Below are 17,150 nucleotides of genomic sequence, written 5' to 3'. Positions count from 1 at the left end.
GCGGTTAGATTGCTAACTCAGCAGCCTGCTTTGCTTACTGCTTGTTAAGCGAAAAACTCCGAACTGGGGTTTATTAGAGTTTAAATGTTAATTACTATAATACGCATGTTGGCTTAACTTAATATTTCAGAAATTTTATTCAAATTTGAAACAAAAGCAATATATAAGCTTTTTGAGAATTCATACTCTTTTTGGCTAGTTACAATCCAAGCTCTATCTTTACATTGCCGTGCTGGGTGGACATAGTTTCTCATTCGTCTTAAATAATGAGCAATTTCTGTAGAATTAAATTCACAATTTTCAGTCTTTATGTTTTTTATCCAGCCAATTTGATTGCAAACATTAATTAATATTTCGAAGCTCCAAGTGGTTGGGTCTTGGGGTTTGTATTTCTTATTTGATCCTTTGAGTTTAAGGAAAGCATTAGAGGCTTCCTCGATTTTTTGAAGGCAAAGTAACAGTAATACTCCCTCTAAAGCTGCTGCTAATGCGATAATTCCAGCTAAATAGGCTTTTGATTTATACGCTCTAACTGCTTCATGTTCATAATGAATTATGCTTTCTTTAATCGCTTCAGGTAATGAGTTTTCATGAAAAAAAATTCTGCGACCGTGCTCGCGTAATTTATTAAGTTTTTGTGGTTTTTTTTCTTTCAAATCTGCTAAATCATTCAACCCAAACTCTTTTAAAACCTCAACAAAGGTTTGGTCGAATAGCTTATCATATTCTTTTGATAATCTATGGTATTCTCGAGGGCCGTGTCTTGCAGGCCAATCTTCATCATCTTTTAGTCCATGACGTTTTTTAACTTCATCAATTTTCTTTACTATAGGGTCTATTCTTTTTTTATAATATGAATTGCTCCATCTTGATTCATGAAAATGTTCTATTGGGAGAAGAACGAAGAAAATATACTGTTCTTTACAAAATCTATGTGAGTAATACAACGCTTCAGCTTGTATTATTGCTCTCTCCACATTTTGTGTTTTTGAAAAGTCTGATTTACTTTGTTTTTTGCCATTTGGATACAGAAGACCAAGTATTTCTTTTAAAATTTCCTGTGATTTTGCAAAATTATCAAGAACGGTTAACGATAATTCACTAGATTTTGGATCTACAAATTCCTTAGGTCTTTTTGCAATAGTCTTCGAAATGATATCGTTAAGTGTATTAGTCATTTTTTATTCTTTTAGTTTTGCTGTAGAACTATTGTGGAGCATGATGAGTAAATTATAGTGATTAATATAACTGAGTATAGAGCTTAGCCACAATAAATTTTTGTAATACTTAATCTCGAATGACCTAATTCTTGGCTAATCAATTCTCTAGCAATTTTATCCCAGTATTTTTCAATAGAACTAAGGTCTTTAAAATTTCGACCTCCTTGGATTGGGGGTATAAGTCCTGTACCTGATTTGTCATAGAACTTTGTAATTTCAAGATATCTTCTCTGAGCATAAGCATGGCGAAGACCATGACATTTGCTTAATCCCATTCTTTCTATTACTTCATGATAGTGAGATAGATGATTTTTGTAGGTCATTTCTTTAGGAATGAGGGATTGTCCAGTAGGAACTAGATTTATAGCATTGAGTAGCCATTGCCGTTGTTGTTCATTGGTGAGTTTTATATCACGACCGATACCGCCTTTTGTCCAGCTGGGCTTTATAACCAATTTATTTCCTTGCCAGGCATCACTGAGTACAATCTTCATAGATTCTTCACGGCGAAGGCCAAAAAGAGATTGGGCTTCTAGGGATAATCGGATCATAGGATCTGGGCATTTGGAAAAATCGACGTTGCTGATCGCTTTATTATGCTGAGGGAAATAATTACGTTTGTTTATTTGATAGCTGTCGTTTCCTTGTTTAACCAGTTCCGCCTTTTTTAGCACCGAAGCCACTTTCCGTAGTTTTGCTATGTAGTTTTTAATCGTAGCAGGGTTTTTATTCTGGTTTTTCCAATGTTCAACCAGGATGTGTATGTGCTTTGGTTTTAATCCTTTGATGTGTGTGACCATATAACCTAGCTCATGCAAATCCTTGACGCAGCGATTCAACATGTGCTTCATATCTGCTCGACTAGCGTGAGAATAGTTTTGGATTTTCTTAATACATTCATTGATGGAATACTGGGCATTTTTAAGTTTGGATTTACTCATTAAGATATCTCCATAGAGAATCACGGGATTTGATGCCCATTTCACTGCGAATAACCCAATAAGTATCGTACTTTCCTAATATGGGCAAAAGATACTGAGCCATCTGTTTTGCATAGAGATAGCGGTATGCTTTATTAATCGGTAAGGCATGTTTTTTTAAAGTCTTTCGCCAGGTAAGTCTTGTGTCTTCATAATCATTAAATTCAGCAATTGATTTCCCCTCTGTCACCTTTTTGATGTCATCAAGAATGGCTTTTTGTGTCTCAAATCTGATAGGAATTGTCCTGTCTAAGGAGTTAAAGGCGATGTTTCTGGTTATCCAAACACTGTCCGATTGAATGTTAATTTCGGGTTTTATGTAAATGGCTTCTTGATAAGTCAAGCCAAATTCAGTTTGAAGTGCCATGAGGAGACGTGATATTGAATTATCCCACGACTGCCAATGATCATGCTGGATTTTGAGCTTTCTTTTACGTTTCCTTGTTTTGCTAAGTTGCAGGGATTGATTGTCTATATTGGGAATAGTGTAATCTATGCTGGTTAGATAATGCCTAACTATGGTCATGTGATTCATAATCGTGCCAGTTCGCATTTTACTTTTCTTCCAATAAGCAACCAGCTGATGAATATGATGTGATTGGATGCCTTTCCAGGAAGATGGCACATCACCAATGGTATAGAGGTCATCAATCATTTTACGAATGACATAGGCGCGTTGTTTTTTGACTTTGTGGCTACCTTGATTTCCAAGCTTTAAATATTGATTGGCAGTTTGTCTTAAGCTGTATTTTCTCATCATCCCATCCGATAAAAATTTATTTGCCCTGTCTTTGGTTTAGTGTTGAACGAGCGGCTCACTCAAAGATGAAACCTGGCCAAAGCCATAAAGCTCGAAGTAGGGGGCAAATCAATCGTTATAAGGCAAACGATCTCGCCGATTTACAACAGTTTTTGTGTGCTTATTTTCTCCTTGTTTTGATGATTAATAAAACGACAAGACAATGGCTCTTGTCATACAAGTCCATGGTCAAATTGAAATAAATTGACTTAAACTCCCGAGGGAGTTGCCCTGTCGGATGACAGAGATTCCTAGATGGTTTTCCCGACTGAACGTCCAGCCACAAAGCTAGGGAATGAAGTGGTTTAGCATAAGACGTCGATTGACGTTTCGCCGGATTTTCACCAGCTCATCAGTCATGCTTGATTCCAAATTAGCAAAACGGTTCTTGCTTCGCAAGGGATTTTGGAAAGAATTTTGTCCAATCCCGATTGGCGGGATCGGACAAAATGGCAAAATGTGTTGATTTTACTGGGTAAAATCAAGGTGATTTTTCTGCGTCACTGCTGGATTTAGCAGTGACGCAGATAGACACTTAATACAAAAATTTTCAGGGATACTCAATCTATCTTTAATTTTATGAATAATCCTGTAACTAAGAAATAAGTCTATATTAGTCTTATTAGATACCAATTTTCAGGTAGCGGGAGATAATTAATGGAATTTAATAATATCAAAAATGGAACCATTTTTGAGCAATTATGTCGGGAACTATTAATATGTATGGGGTTCGAAGTTCATTGGACAGGAGAAGGGCAAGATTCTGGCAGGGATTTGATTGCGATAGAGAAGGTTGAAGGTATTTTAGCCCCCTTTAAACGAAAGTGGTTAGTAAATTGTAAACATAATACAAAATCAGGGAAAGCAGTTGGAATTAATGATATTTTAAATATAAAGGATGCATGTACTGCAGTTGAAGCTAATGGTTTTTTGTTAATTTGTTCAACTCATCCGACAGCTGCATTAGTTAGGCGTTTAGAAGAGTTGAATAGTAAAGAATTTGTTACACGTTACTGGGATTCAATTGAATTGATAAATAGATTAACAACACCCGAAACTTTGTATTTGGTAAAGTTGTTTTTACCTGAAGATAAGATAAATGTAGAATGGAAGATTTATGGTACATTTAAGCCATCTCTATGGGGTGCTAATTATAAAGGATATTTTTTTTATATTCAGTCGCGTACTAATTATAATTATCCTGATTTGAAAGATATTGAAGAGATTATTAAGAAAATTGAGAAATGGTTAGGAGATGATACTGTAGTTAGAGGAGATCCATTGGATCCCTTTGAATATGAAGAAAAAATTTACCTTAGACCTAGATTAATTAGTTATAACAATAAAGCTGATACTTATAGTGTAGACTTAGATTTAATTTGTCCAAAAACAGGAATATGGATGAGTTCTGAATCAATTGAGAAAGGTCTTGATAGCGGTTCAGGTCTTTACATAGATTCAGGAGGGGAGTCAACCTTCGTATACTTTAATGTAAGAATAAGACATGACAATCAAATAAGTGATCATTTTCACCCAGACCATAAAGAATATTATGATGAAATCTTTAAACAAATAGCTTTTTCATGAAAAAAAGTGAACGTATCTTATTCTTAAATTAGATGGTTTGAGTAGCGTTCTAATAGTTGGTAGAAGTTAACTAATTCAATTTATTGTCTAAACTGAAATTTATAATCTTGAAGAGAGGGGAATACGTATTTTGTAAACATCTCCACCACTCACTAGAATAAAACATTGTCCTTTAGGCAAAGAAACAATATCATCCACTCCAATCATAGGTATAGAAGAAGTCTGAACACGATCTTCATTAGTCGTATTAAAATAGACCCCGTCATCACCATGTGGTGTATCATTAACCATAGAAACTTGGGTATGCCCAACTACTCCTACTTGAGGAAGTACTTTAACCAACAGATTAGCTGTTTCTTCATTTTTAACCCGTAACATAATAAGTGTATTAAAATTGCCTTCAGATACTTCTGCTTTAGCTCTTGATCCAAGAGCCACTTCCATATCCTGAATGGTCTGGGCATAAGCTGTAACTTGAAAACCAGCTCCACCAGCTTTATTGAGAATCTTCACGAAAGAATCTTGGATAATTTCAGAAAGCTCATCGCAATGGAGATTTAAGGTATAATGAGCATTAGGTTCCTTGTAGATTTTACCTGCTGTGGATACAAGATCTGATAAGAAAGCTTTACCTACTGCTTGAGCGATATTTGGATTGGTTAGACTGTCCAGGCCAACATAGAGCACTTTCTTATTTTTAATCACATCCATCAGTTCAATATCACCTGTTTGTGTCTTTGACGACAGAATTTTAGAAGCATTACTTTTGTTAATTTCTGATAATACCGGACCCACGCTAGCAGTGATTTTGTCGTAATAGTGTTTATCCATAATGGCTGCATCGTAGAGATCGATTAGGATTTGGTCGTGTAGTGCTTCCGCATTGTTATTTTTAATGGTTTTGTTGATGTGTTCTTTCACATATTGAGTAACAGCCTGATGGCGTTCCATAGGAGATTTGGTTTTATTGTTCTTACCAATTTTACTGTCGTGTTCCTCGATGATTTCTTCGATGTTTTGATGATAATTGGCATAGTGATTTGGAAGGATGGTATCTGCATAGGTCATAAGTAGCTGATCGAGTCTACTAATATAGAAAGCAATTGATTGGTACGTAATGGGTTGTTTCATTTCTTCCAAACAAATGGCCACAATATTTACGTACTTCCATGCAAAAGCAGCAAATTGTTTGCCTTCACCTTCAGCAGAAATCGCATCAGTGATGCGTGTTGCAACTTCGCTTATTTGATCGTAGTTTTTGAGTGGGTTATATCGTGCTGATTGATTCGGAAATCCTAAATGGACGATTTTGAAATCATTCACTCTTCCTGATACTTCACACGCTGCAAGCATGTCTCGCACTAAGTCTTGGTCACCTTTGGGATCTACAACGATGACCGCATCTCCATTTCTAATATCCTGATTAATGAGAATACTGGCCAATCTTGTTTTGCCTACTCTAGTGGTACCAACAACAAAAGTATGACCGACGCGAATATCTTGAGGAATGTAGATATGTTTATCTTCTTCACCGACACCATGTAAGAATGGACTTCCACCAACTGGTGGATAAGGCCTGAATGGATTGAGCTTTGAACGGCCGTTTAACCATTTAGCTAATTTGATATGCTCATGACTTTGGCAAAAACGTCTTACCGCTTGATAGCAATTACCTCTCTGCATGAACTTTTCATTTTTGACCTGTTTGATTTGATGAAGCTTTTGAGTATGACTTGGTCGCCAACGAAATCCTTTACCAAGGAATAACCAGTTTTTGGATAAAGGAATTTCTGAGGTGGAAAGGGCATAAGTCGGCATTGCCAATAATCGGTGATGGTAGCGTTTTACTCTTATTGCTTGCGATGCCCTATAAAGACCTGGAATGGCTAGAGTAATAAATGCATAGATACTCATGCTTTGAGTAAGTAAGAATAAATGAGGTTGGCTGTAAGCCAGAAATGCCAATGAAAAACAAGTAATCGCAGACCATGCTTCTGTAGGTTCTCGTAGTAAATTATTAATTGGGTAGTCGGTCATAGTGATTTCCATAACATAAGCGCATCAATAAACAGAAAGAGTGTCAATAAATACCATCGTATTTTAAGTGCCATTTTAAATTGTTCAGTATTTATAGGATTTTGTTTATGTATGCGTTGGACTAGATTGGGCCATAGCAGGATGAGACTTAAGTAAAAGAGTGCATGTAAAACAATAAACCATGGGTGAAATACTGGTTGTTGCAAATGGTTGATTACCTTGGTATTGATGAACAATGGTGCCAGGATGAGTAAGGCCGTGATTGGTAAAAGAATTTGAAGTATGACTATAATGGTTGAACGAATGTAGTTTTTTATCATAGGGAAGGCTCCAAATGAGAAAGGTATTTCGATTTTTGGTTGTAGTGCTTGATGCCATTGTTGGTGTTGCGGAAGATAAACCCCATAAACGCTATATGAGTATTTCTGATGCTCAGGAAAAATATGAAGCCGGTTTGATTAGTATGCGTGAATGCAATGAAATCTTTGAACGCAAAGATTTGATTTAAAAGCATTATAATGCTCCTTTTGAGGCGATTTTTAATCCTGTTTTAGCAACGTGCATTCCTGATTGTGTCATGCTGTCACTATGTTGTTCAGAGCTGCGAATTAAATCCATTAATCCTGTTCCTGCCTCTCCACCAAAGTGACTGGAAAGTTTAAGCAACAATACAGGTGCGACAAAATAAAACATCACTGCCATATTTTTCATTGTGGCAACTGCATCATTTTCACCCAATGGATCTAGGACCGAACGCTCAATAAAGCCCACCAGATGCCAGAGGTATTGCAGAAAAATCGCCATCACAAATAAAGCACACAAACTGCCTAATGCTCTTGGACTATAACAACTTAGTGACAGAACTAACGGCGTTAAGATAATTAAAAAGAACATGAAAAATGCCTGCATCACCGGTAAGGTTTGCATGATTGATTCACGTTTGAGTGGTGTTGTGGTCCATGATTTGATCCATTGACCGGAGTTAACCAGTGTATGAGTAATGGCTGATCCAATTTTTCCATTATTGTTGTCCATTAGATTTTTTACTGAGTTCATTTGCATGTCTTTGCTCTCACTGAGCAGCATTTTGGCTATGAACTCTTCAGCAGTGATATCTGCTTTCCATGCTTTTGGATGCTTGGCTTTGTATTGGCGTACTCGTTCAAGCATGGCGTAGTAGTTCAGATGCCGATTATAAAAACTTGCTTTGTTGGATACTTCGACTAGATCAGCCCGTATTTTATTCCACCATTGTTGGCAGGATGGGTAACCTTCTTCTGGTAGTTGTTCTAGAGGTATATCACCACGGTTGGCTGCTTTTTCCAGATTAGGATTAGGTGCTTGATTAAAGGTAAATCCTGGAACTGGTTTACGCGCATGGAGTTTGCTGTAATACATTTTTTGCAGAATCTTTGAACCCATCCAATTCAAATCGTCTTCACCACCATAGCGTTTTAGCATGGGGTCCAGTTCGCTTGCTTCATGTTTCTCACTATTAAATTGGGTCTTGGCCTCAATAAAACATTGCCGGTGAAATTCCAAAGCTTGTTTTCGTATATCTTGAGGCAAATAGGTAGATACCAAATCACCTTGAATGGATTGCAAACTGTCTGTGCAGCCAGTCACTTTCATTAAACTGTAAGTGAAACTGGACATGAAGTTTTGGATGATGGCAAAACCAATAGGAATTTTTACTTGATTAGTTAAAAGATCGGCAAAGGCTTCATCATAGGTAGTACCACTGTCCCCAATCACAGCAGTTGTAGGACTTTTCATGCCACATAGAGGTTTAAATTGAAGTGCTCTGGTTTCCAGGGGTACACAAGGATAGACAAACAGACCGCAAATCAGAAAAGTAATCGTCAATTCATAGAGAAAGTTATTTAAAGCATGCTCTACTGCAAAAAATGCTCCAGCAGGATTGAGTACATTTTTTAAGAAACGATATCCAATCGCTAAAAAACCTAGATACAAAAGCCCTGTTTGCCACAAGGCATTAAAGAGTACTTCATATTGTTGCCAACCAAGATAGGTGGTATAGAGCGATAAAGGATTAAAGACAATCATAATGAGGCTCCTTTATTTTTCTTGAACATAAATGGCACCATTTTTCACTGCCGGTTGTTCATGATCTTTACCAGGGATGTTTTTGTTTTGATCCTGATGACGAATCTCCATAATTGTTCCCAGTGTTTCAGTCATCATTTTTTTACGAACATCATTTTCAAAAGATAGGGAATGAATGTCATCGTCCAGTTTTTTCAAAGCAAACAGCACCATTTTCATAGCAGGTTTTAAGTTTTGGACTTCTTGAACTTGTAATCCAGCTTGTAAAATCCGCCGCATCATCAAAGCATTATCCAGCATATTTTGTACGGCGATTTCTTCGGCTAATTTGGATACAGTCAGTAATTGTTCCTCTCTAGGTAGATGTTGAATAGTGATTATGATTTCATCGGTAATCAGAAGATTGGATGCACTAACCTTACGTAGATTGTCTTCGGTAAGAGTCCAGCTACCATTTACGAGTTTCCATAATGCTTTGGCAATATTCTGACTGCAGGTATTGGCATTGGCACAACTTTGCAACAAGGAAGACAAGCCAATACCCGCTTTAGCATCATGGTTTAGTTTGCTTTCACTGGTACTGACTTGGATATCTCCCAAAACTTTTACAGCCCAATTGGCAGCATCTGTAGGAGTAGGCCAACTTTGGGTCATTGGTGTTCTGATATCCGGTTTATCAAGAGAATCCAGCGGTTTTCTTTCTAGGAGAATGTTATAACCAGCAATCACTACATCATTAATTACTTTAATGGGTCGTTGGTATTTGCCCCCAGCATTTCCTTTTTCATGGCCAATCCAGGGAAGACCATAGTCATCACGCTTTTGGGCAATACTTTTAGCTGTTTCGGTGACATCGACATTTTCTTTCTTTGCGCGTTTGGCAGCTTCTAACCAGCCCTGACTGTCCGATACGGACAAAATACCTTCCATTGGTGATTGATTTTGTTCCAAAGATTGCTTTACTTCCTGACAATCTTTGACTCTGATGTTGAACTCATTTTGGGCACTGGACGCAGCATTTTGTATTACATTATAAAGTGCTGGCATGGACTGTTGCAGTTTGTAAAGCGGATATCCTGCTATTGATCCTTTAAGATTATCAATGACACCTCCAGGAATGTTAATGGCTGATTTTTTCAGATCCTGGAAGGTATTGGTAATAGAAACCACTGGATTAAAACCGCTACAAGAAAATCCCAAGCGACCATCAACATCAGCGCCAATCCGAATGGTTTGATCTTTATTCACTGGAGGTATAAACAAATTGGATGTACCTCCAAGTTCATAGTAATAATCGGATTGGCTGGGCATAAAACCATCAGCACATGCAAAAGAGGGAATAAGGAACGTTAAAATCAAAAATCGTTTCATAAAATAGCCTTATCGTTTTTTAGTTTTTCCCACTTTGGGGAATGTTAATAGATTCACCAGCTTGCCCTTGTTTTGGATGCAGCCTCGATATTTTCGCCACAGGACAAAGACATAATTTCCATTACCTGCTTTTTCATCTTTTGTGCCGAAATCATTGGCATCACCAGGATGGATGGTGCGGTTTAGTGGATATACTTCCTGCCAAATTACTTTAGTGTTTTTAGGGTCATAGATGACATTAGCGACAGCACAGTTCTTGCCACACGAATTGCGAGTTGATTTAGTTACATGTAAAGAATTTTTGTTGGTGACAACATCTGCGGCATGCATGGCTGCAACTACAGAGGCCCTAAAGTTATACGGCTGGGTAACACGCATCAGTCTTGGAATTTCCGAACCCCAATGTTGTGTGGCCGTACCTATATCATGGTTGATGAGTAGATGAGGATGAGTAGCCATATACAAAATTTCTGCTGCTTCTGTCCGGTCCATCACAGCATCCGCTTCTGCAAGATAATAAGGTATGCCAAATCCTGTTTCAGCTTTATGGGAAAGATAAGGTAAGCGGTAAAATCCGGCAGGGCTACCTATGACATCAACAATGCGAGTTCGTTCATCATTGATATGTAGATCTGTAGTTTGGCCAGTGTCATTGCCAAACCCAAGTTCAAATCCAGTTGCGGCTTTATAAGCTTTTTGATACAAGGCTCTGCTGGCTGAATTTTCATAAAGTGCTCTGGCTTCTATCCAGGGATTTTCTTCCGGCTTATTACTGACTGTAATCACCAAATCAGGTAAGAATTGCTCCACAGCAGGTGTAACTACTAATTTGGGTGGTAAATAACCCACTGACCAGGTGCAAGATCCAATAACTTTATAGTGGCTGTTGTGAAAAATCTTTTGCAACACCCGGGCAGCAATGGTGAACGTATTCACTGGACTAGGTGGGCTAGTACTTTCTTTGGCATATAAGATATTAGTCATAAAAATAAGCCCGATTATTAGAAGACACTTTGGGTTGTTCCAGTTTTTTAGCCATGATTTCAGCAGCAGCAAGTACATCATGTTCTTTCTCCAATTCATTGCGCGCAGCTTTTTCATTTTTTTCAGTCATTAATAAAGCCAACAGGTAGCGTGGTGGGATGACGCGAAATAACCCCTGATAACGAGAACCCAGGAGGACTGCTTCTGAATACAACCCTTTTTGTGAGTCAATATCTCGAATAAGAGCTTCTTGTTGTGGAGTAAGCGTTTTGAATTTTTTAATGTTGGTAAGCTCATTTTCATCCAATCCCAATGCAATCCAGGTTTCAATCAGTGATAGAATTTTGGTAGCTTTGGCAGAGCTCATGTCCGCAATATTTTGCGTTAAAGGAATGAGCCAAAGTCCTAATTTACGAGCCACTTTGGCAATCAGCGTGGCATAAGAAACAATGACATCAATTTCAAATTGCAAATGTGCTTCGTCAATGATGAGAAACATAGGGCGACTTTCATTCTGAGTGCGTTCTGCCATTGCCAGGATTCTTGGTAGCAGCGATACCATAACCAAAGCCAATTTACCTCTATCATCCTTAATGGCGGAGATATCAATATGAAAAATATCGAAATCGTCTAATGGTTCAGTAGCAACATTAAAAAAACGTGCTTTGGCAGTATTAATGACATAACTTCTCAATCGATCAGCCATATCATGCAATCGCTCTTTTTTACGGGGGATTGTTTCTGAAGCAATGCGTCGCTCAAAAGCGCTTACTACATGTTCAGTAAGCATTTGCGGAATATTTTTTTGTGCTGATTCATAAATGGCATCACTCAAAATTTCAATGAGCAAGGTTTCATCTGCCAAGGTAAAGTTTTCTTCTTCACGAACGTTGGCTTCAGTAATCATAGTTCGCAAAGCCAGTGCCAGCTCAGCCAAATAAGATCGCGATTCATTTTGACAGTCCAACTCTTCCTCTGATGCGGACAAGCATTGCTCTGCTTTAAGTTTTTGTAGCGCTAAAGCAATGTTTTCGGATTGCTCGCTGATTTCAGGCAAAGCTTTATAAGCATCACAAAATGGATTGAGCGGTATCGTTTTATCTTTCTGGTTCGATAAGAGTAATTGTCTTGCTTGCAAACCATGTTTTTGGCAATGCAATAACATGCGATCAAAGGAGTTCCCCATTTCAAACAGTACTACACGCGCGTTTTTCATAGCTAATAGAGATTGAATCATCCATCCAATGAGTACTGATTTGCCTCCACCAGAGTTGGCAAAAATAGCACAATGGGAATTTTGGCTGATAAAGTCATGATGCAACAAATCAAAGAAAACAGGCTCGCCTAACCGATTGAAAAATGAAAAGCAGGGAAGATGCCTTGCTCCTTGATTGCGGCCATAAACTGGTAGTAAAGCAGCCAATTCAGAGGCATACATTAAGCGGTCAAAACATAAGTATTTGCGTGCATAATTTGGATCAAAATTAAAAGGCAGCATATTGAGATAGGAATTTAGCGGATGAATATCATAATTTGAGTGAATCAGCCGCATTTTTGCTTCGCTAAATATAATGTGTAGCTGCTTTTCTATATTGTGTACTTCCTGTTCATCTTTGGCTTGATAAAACACCGCTTGATTGACCCAATAAAGGCGATTAGCAGTACTTAATTCATTGCGAGCAGTTTTAATATCGTCTCTGACTTCTTGGGGCTTCAAACTAGTACCAACAATCCCTTTTTCCAGTCGGGTTAAGTGTGCATCAAGTGTTGCATCATGGCTAAATACAACTTGAATGGTATAAATGCTTCCTGAAGGCAATGTATCGAGTAAAGCATAGCGGTGCTTGGGATTAGCTTGTCGTCGTTCACGGGATACCAGACCAATGATTGGAGTCTCTTTTAGTCCATCGACATACAAAATTTTTTGTTTTACTCCTTCAAAAATAAATCCTTTGTCGTCGCTTTCAGGTGGGGTAAATAAAACATTTTGTGATAAATTAAATCCTGCAGGAATCGGTTCAGGGTAGGGGTATTGAGTTAATATTTGATCGGCAGATTTAGGATTAAACCATCTGACCCACCATTGATAATAATCCTTACCTGAGAGACGTTTTAACTCAATTCCTGGTGAACGCAATTTGCTTTCAATTTGGCTTATTACTTCTTGATGTTCTTGTAATACCAATTCACGAGATAGATTATATTGAGTGCGTTTGCGATAAAAAAGTACACGAATACGACGTCTACGACCACGATAAGGAGAGCCTGTTTTGGGATCAAGGAATAATCCCTCTGGGCGGGTCATTTTTTTGTATAAATCCCCAAGTCGATTTAAATAGTCTTTGGTCAAAGAGCTGTTGAGGAGATTTTCAGGTACTTGTTTTTTAATGTGGTCAAGGACAAACTCAAGGCAATATTCATCTTGAACAAACATTTGCATAACCCAGGGATCAATGGGATGTAATGGAACTACAGAAGCAAAAGTCTCTCGTATTTTATCAAATACTGCTTGCAGATATTCTGGAGCTGCTGCCTCAGCGGGTATATCGCCCAACTCAAAGCCTGAACCCAAACTTTTACCATCGGCAAATAAAAAAACTTGTTCTTGTTCATGGAAATCAACAACAGCAAGTTTGTCTGCAAAAGAAGGTAAGGGATTTGCATAATTTTTTTTAACTTCTTTTTCCTTGACGGCTTGAGTGTTGGTTTCACCCAATAACCAGTCACTAACAGGTTTTAGTAATGACTTCATGCTTGCTCCCTAATACAGTTCTGATGCCAGGGCATACTGGTTTTGTTTATAAAGAAAAAAGCGCGTCGTGTAGGCGGGTTTAATGATTTGTTCATCTCCGAGTTGTGCTACATGGGCAAATACATGAATCGGCACTTCTGGATTGGGAAGCTGCTTAAATTCTTCGCCTGATGTTTCGAGCTTGACCTGATGTGATACTGGCCTCTGGATAGGTTGTTGCATGCTTTGTTGATAAAGCTGACTAACCGTTAAACCCTGATCAGGAATAGGGCTTTGAGACATTTTTGCGGTCGAACAGGCACTTAAAGCGAGACTAGCGCAAAGCATTATCAAAGTGTTTTTGTTGATGGTAACCATAATCTAATACTCTCCCTTGGTGTTCTTTATCAATAGCAATGGTTTGACTGAAATGAAGACTGAGTTGGTTTGGAATAAATCCTGAATTGGCTTTAATACTGGCAGGAACAAAAACCATATCGAAACTGCCTTGAATTCTTTTCTCAAGCCATTCGGTTACTTTTTGACTGCCCTCACTGATGGCTCCTCCAGCTGCAAAATGAGTGATTTCTCCAGTAGGAGTAGCAATCGCTTCACCACCTTCAGCTTGATAGCTCATTTGCCATTTGGATAATGCGGTCCCTGCTCCTTGGACTCCACCAGCAATCATTAATGAAGTTAGAACTCTTGGAGCATTGGTGATGTATTGGCCTTTAATGCACGGATTGCCGTATTGATTGGTGAGATAGCCTATGCTGTCATTGTTAACGAGTTCAGCTGAACTTTTCATTTGCTCTTGGCCTACGTTGACAAAGTGGCCATCATTAAAGACAAATAATGCTGAGGTAACATAGGCTCGCACACAACTGATGTTATCCAAAAAGGATCCCACACCTATGGCATAACCACTGATTTTCATGCCAGTAATTTCTTCGGGTAGTTGCATTCCATTGGCAGTCATTAAATCACCACGACTGACTATGGCATTGAAAGGAAATAACGGTTGCATCAATTTTCCTTCAACTGGGACTTCACCAATTAGGGCGGATAATAGAGTCACTTTACTAAAATCACTTCCTGCTGGAATGGTATAAAACGGGGTTTTATTTGGTTCTTCCTCTTTTGCAGAAGACTCACTGGTATCTGACAATTTGTTTTCAGTTGGGATTTTATCGAGCAATGCATCCAGATCTTTGATTTGGCCTGATATCTTGGGTGCGTTTTCTTCCATAGGGTAGGCTTGAGATTGATTTTGTGTCAGTGAAGTAATTTGCTCTTTTAGTGCCATTAATTCATCGCGTAATCCATGGTTGGATTCTGTCTTAGGTTGTTTTAATTGTTTTTGTAGTGATTTATTTTCTTGATGCATTTGCTCTAGTTTTTTTTCTGTTTCTATCAAACGAGCAGAAACATCTCTAATGTTATCGTTGAACTGGCTGGCAATGGCTTCACCAAAATTGTTGGGATTAGATGTAGGGTCATTGATAGGAGTAGTTTGGCGGCTGTTAATGAGAATAAGAAGTACCACAACCACTACGGAACCAGCCAAAATTTTAATGCCATTATTTTTATTCATCGATTGAATCTCCCTTGTTGCATTAGAGCTGCTGTAAAAGGTTGATCCGAAACTAAGAAAACCGTGTTACTTTCATGTTGATTGCGTGGAGGCAGTATGCTTCTAGGATAAAAACTAGCAGTTTGCCAATGTCCCATTAGGTTGGAAAATTGCAGATGAAGCGGCTTGTTCAACATATTTTTAAGATCAACTGCAGTGATATAGAGATTGCTTCCACGCCATGAAGCAAGAGGATGGGCTTCAATGCTGGCCCCATAAAACAGCGGAATGGTTTTGTGTGTTTGCATGGGTGTACGATAAATGGCTTCAGGGATTTCACGGACACGTTCTGGAGAGTACAAGGCTTGAATCGCAAATCGAGTCAATTGGATGGCATTGTATTCGTATTGACTTGAGGCAGAGTGATGATTCGTTTTGGGATCATCAATGAGTATTTCTATGGGTGTGGTGTTCGTCATTTGAGAATCTGCTTTGAGATTGAGAATGATGACTTCACCTTCTGGTAAAAGTTGAACAATCAGACGATTGTCTTTAAAGGATTCCTTTGCCTTCAGATAAAGGCTGCCTTTCACTTTTAAAACATCAATATTAGGATTTAATTGCTGATCAATAATCTTGATTGCTTGAGGAAATTGAATCAGTCGCTCTTGATAAATCGGCAATTCAATATTCAAAGGTACTTTTTCCCAAACCAGATGTTCACTCTGCAAGGCATAACTTAAGTGCATAACACCCAGTCCTATAATGAGAAAAATGATTTTAATTCTTTTCATGTTGTTCCTCCGTATCGACCAGTAAATCCTGTAATCGTTCTTCAGGACGGGTGTAGCCATCCAGTGATAATTGGAATGGATTGTGCAATCGAGAAAGATTGAGTTTGACTACGCGAAGACTATAGGCAACTACTTTGTCGGCAATGACCATGGCACTGTTATCTTTCAACCTCTGAGTAATGCGCAGTACCATCTTGACCTCCCAAGTATCAGGACCAATTTTTTGGATGTCTTGGGGCTCCATAAAACGATAAAGACTTGCAATTTGTGTACGATCAAAGAGCTGTGCGTTTTTATATGCGGCCAGGGTGCCACGCATTAATTGTTCATGACGTGGTGTGAAGTAATAATGAAATGCTTTGATGTTTCGATTAAATTCTTCCTTGCCTTGATTTGACCAGCTGTAAAGAGTAGGCATCAGTGAAGTGACAAAACCTTGAACGTATTCATTAGGAATGTCACTGGCTTTCATTAAACCACCATTAGCAGCCATATTGGGACTAAGCCAAAATTCATAACGTTTGGGTATGGTCATCAAGGTGATGACTAAAGCAATGACAATGATCGATAAAACACCGACAAAAGCCAGCAATAAGCGGTTATGGTGATGAAGGCTGTCGATTTTTTTCCAGTATTCAAACATGGGGTGCTCCTACAGACTTATTTTTTTGCCATCGTCCCTGATAATGAATCCAGGGAGATTGTTTCAGCCTTAATCGCACCAACCAACTGATGGTTTTTTTCATCACATAACCATAAGGCTTGCCCTCTTTAATACGGGCAATGCCTTTAGGCCATATGGTTATAGATAGAATGAATCCAACTACAAACCCAATACAGCCAGAAGCCAGTGGAAACCCTGCCATGTATCCCAAAAGGACAAAAAAGACAGTAGTTACTGGTGTTGTGGTGATGACAATCCAAAACAATTCACGCAAACTCAAACCTTTCCAGGCAGGGTAGTCGTGTGATAAATGACGCGAAGAAGGCTGACTCATAAGCTTCAC

General features: G+C 38.4%; 16 protein-coding genes. 2 read left to right on the top strand and 14 right to left on the bottom strand.

All coding sequences use genetic code 11. From position 1 onward, the window contains the following. Positions 1-113 precede the first annotated feature (113 nt). From Ltuc_RS08335 to Ltuc_RS08325, 3 genes are all read right to left on the bottom strand, one after another. Positions 114-1,178 carry a hypothetical protein gene (locus tag Ltuc_RS08335; protein WP_058520814.1) on the bottom strand — a complete coding sequence of 355 codons (1,065 nt, stop codon included), beginning with the start codon at positions 1,176-1,178 and terminating at the stop codon, positions 114-116. Between the two features lie 83 nt (positions 1,179-1,261). Next, positions 1,262-2,161, bottom strand: a complete 900-nt coding sequence (locus Ltuc_RS08330; protein ID WP_058520813.1) for a phage integrase N-terminal domain-containing protein — start codon at positions 2,159-2,161, stop codon at positions 1,262-1,264. Then, positions 2,154-2,957, bottom strand: coding sequence for a phage integrase N-terminal domain-containing protein (locus Ltuc_RS08325; RefSeq protein ID WP_058520812.1), 804 nt, complete (start codon positions 2,955-2,957; stop codon positions 2,154-2,156). The genes Ltuc_RS08330 and Ltuc_RS08325 overlap by 8 nt, the downstream gene beginning before the upstream one ends. 699 nt (positions 2,958-3,656) lie before the next feature. Between Ltuc_RS08325 and Ltuc_RS08320 the strand changes: the two genes are divergently transcribed. Then, positions 3,657-4,586, top strand: a complete 930-nt coding sequence (locus Ltuc_RS08320; protein ID WP_058520811.1) for a restriction endonuclease — start codon at positions 3,657-3,659, stop codon at positions 4,584-4,586. Positions 4,587-4,685: 99 nt separating this feature from the next. Here the strand turns inward: Ltuc_RS08320 and traD are convergent, their stop codons facing one another. Next, positions 4,686-6,623 carry a type IV conjugative transfer system coupling protein TraD gene (gene traD, locus Ltuc_RS08315; protein ID WP_058520810.1) on the bottom strand — a complete coding sequence of 646 codons (1,938 nt, stop codon included), beginning with the start codon at positions 6,621-6,623 and terminating at the stop codon, positions 4,686-4,688. Continuing rightward, the gene (locus tag Ltuc_RS08310) at positions 6,620-6,943 is read right to left on the bottom strand and encodes a hypothetical protein (protein ID WP_058520809.1); all 324 of its coding nucleotides are present in this window, start codon (positions 6,941-6,943) and stop codon (positions 6,620-6,622) included. The genes traD and Ltuc_RS08310 overlap by 4 nt, the downstream gene beginning before the upstream one ends. A 14-nt stretch (positions 6,944-6,957) precedes the next feature. On the opposite strand from Ltuc_RS08310, the gene Ltuc_RS15545 reads away from it, so the two are divergent. Continuing rightward, positions 6,958-7,131 (top strand): hypothetical protein, encoded by a 174-nt coding sequence (locus tag Ltuc_RS15545; RefSeq protein WP_165480995.1) that lies wholly within the window; start codon positions 6,958-6,960, stop codon positions 7,129-7,131. 5 nt (positions 7,132-7,136) lie between these two features. On the opposite strand, the gene Ltuc_RS08305 is transcribed toward Ltuc_RS15545, so the two are convergent. Genes Ltuc_RS08305 through Ltuc_RS08265 form a run of 9 tightly spaced genes read right to left on the bottom strand, consistent with a single transcriptional unit; the run spans position 7,137 to position 17,141 of the window. Further along, positions 7,137-8,690 (bottom strand): conjugal transfer protein TraG N-terminal domain-containing protein, encoded by a 1,554-nt coding sequence (locus Ltuc_RS08305; protein ID WP_058520808.1) that lies wholly within the window; start codon positions 8,688-8,690, stop codon positions 7,137-7,139. Positions 8,691-8,702: 12 nt separating this feature from the next. Continuing rightward, positions 8,703-10,061: an integrating conjugative element protein gene (locus tag Ltuc_RS08300; protein ID WP_058520807.1), complete on the bottom strand. Its 1,359-nt coding sequence runs from the start codon at positions 10,059-10,061 to the stop codon at positions 8,703-8,705. 9 nt (positions 10,062-10,070) lie between these two features. After that, the gene (locus tag Ltuc_RS08295) at positions 10,071-11,045 is read right to left on the bottom strand and encodes a TIGR03756 family integrating conjugative element protein (protein ID WP_058520806.1); all 975 of its coding nucleotides are present in this window, start codon (positions 11,043-11,045) and stop codon (positions 10,071-10,073) included. After that, positions 11,038-13,797 (bottom strand): conjugative transfer ATPase, encoded by a 2,760-nt coding sequence (locus tag Ltuc_RS08290; protein WP_058520805.1) that lies wholly within the window; start codon positions 13,795-13,797, stop codon positions 11,038-11,040. The genes Ltuc_RS08295 and Ltuc_RS08290 overlap by 8 nt, the downstream gene beginning before the upstream one ends. Positions 13,798-13,806: 9 nt before the next feature. Then, positions 13,807-14,154 (bottom strand): TIGR03751 family conjugal transfer lipoprotein, encoded by a 348-nt coding sequence (locus tag Ltuc_RS08285; protein ID WP_058520804.1) that lies wholly within the window; start codon positions 14,152-14,154, stop codon positions 13,807-13,809. After that, positions 14,111-15,370 carry a TIGR03752 family integrating conjugative element protein gene (locus tag Ltuc_RS08280; RefSeq protein ID WP_058520803.1) on the bottom strand — a complete coding sequence of 420 codons (1,260 nt, stop codon included), beginning with the start codon at positions 15,368-15,370 and terminating at the stop codon, positions 14,111-14,113. Before Ltuc_RS08280 ends, Ltuc_RS08285 begins: the two co-directional genes overlap by 44 nt. Next, positions 15,367-16,143 carry a TIGR03749 family integrating conjugative element protein gene (locus Ltuc_RS08275; RefSeq protein ID WP_058520802.1) on the bottom strand — a complete coding sequence of 259 codons (777 nt, stop codon included), beginning with the start codon at positions 16,141-16,143 and terminating at the stop codon, positions 15,367-15,369. The genes Ltuc_RS08280 and Ltuc_RS08275 overlap by 4 nt, the downstream gene beginning before the upstream one ends. Then, entirely contained in the window at positions 16,130-16,786 is a 657-nt protein-coding gene (locus Ltuc_RS08270; RefSeq protein WP_058520801.1) for a DUF2895 family protein, read from the bottom strand. The genes Ltuc_RS08275 and Ltuc_RS08270 overlap by 14 nt, the downstream gene beginning before the upstream one ends. Continuing rightward, the gene (locus Ltuc_RS08265; protein WP_058520800.1) at positions 16,779-17,141 is read right to left on the bottom strand and encodes a TIGR03750 family conjugal transfer protein; all 363 of its coding nucleotides are present in this window, start codon (positions 17,139-17,141) and stop codon (positions 16,779-16,781) included. Before Ltuc_RS08265 ends, Ltuc_RS08270 begins: the two co-directional genes overlap by 8 nt. Positions 17,142-17,150 lie beyond the last annotated feature (9 nt).

Origin of the sequence: Legionella tucsonensis (assembly GCF_001468035.1) — a bacterium.
GTDB classification, from domain to species: domain Bacteria; phylum Pseudomonadota; class Gammaproteobacteria; order Legionellales; family Legionellaceae; genus Legionella; species Legionella tucsonensis.
This window is presented reverse-complemented; position numbering and strand designations above follow the sequence as displayed.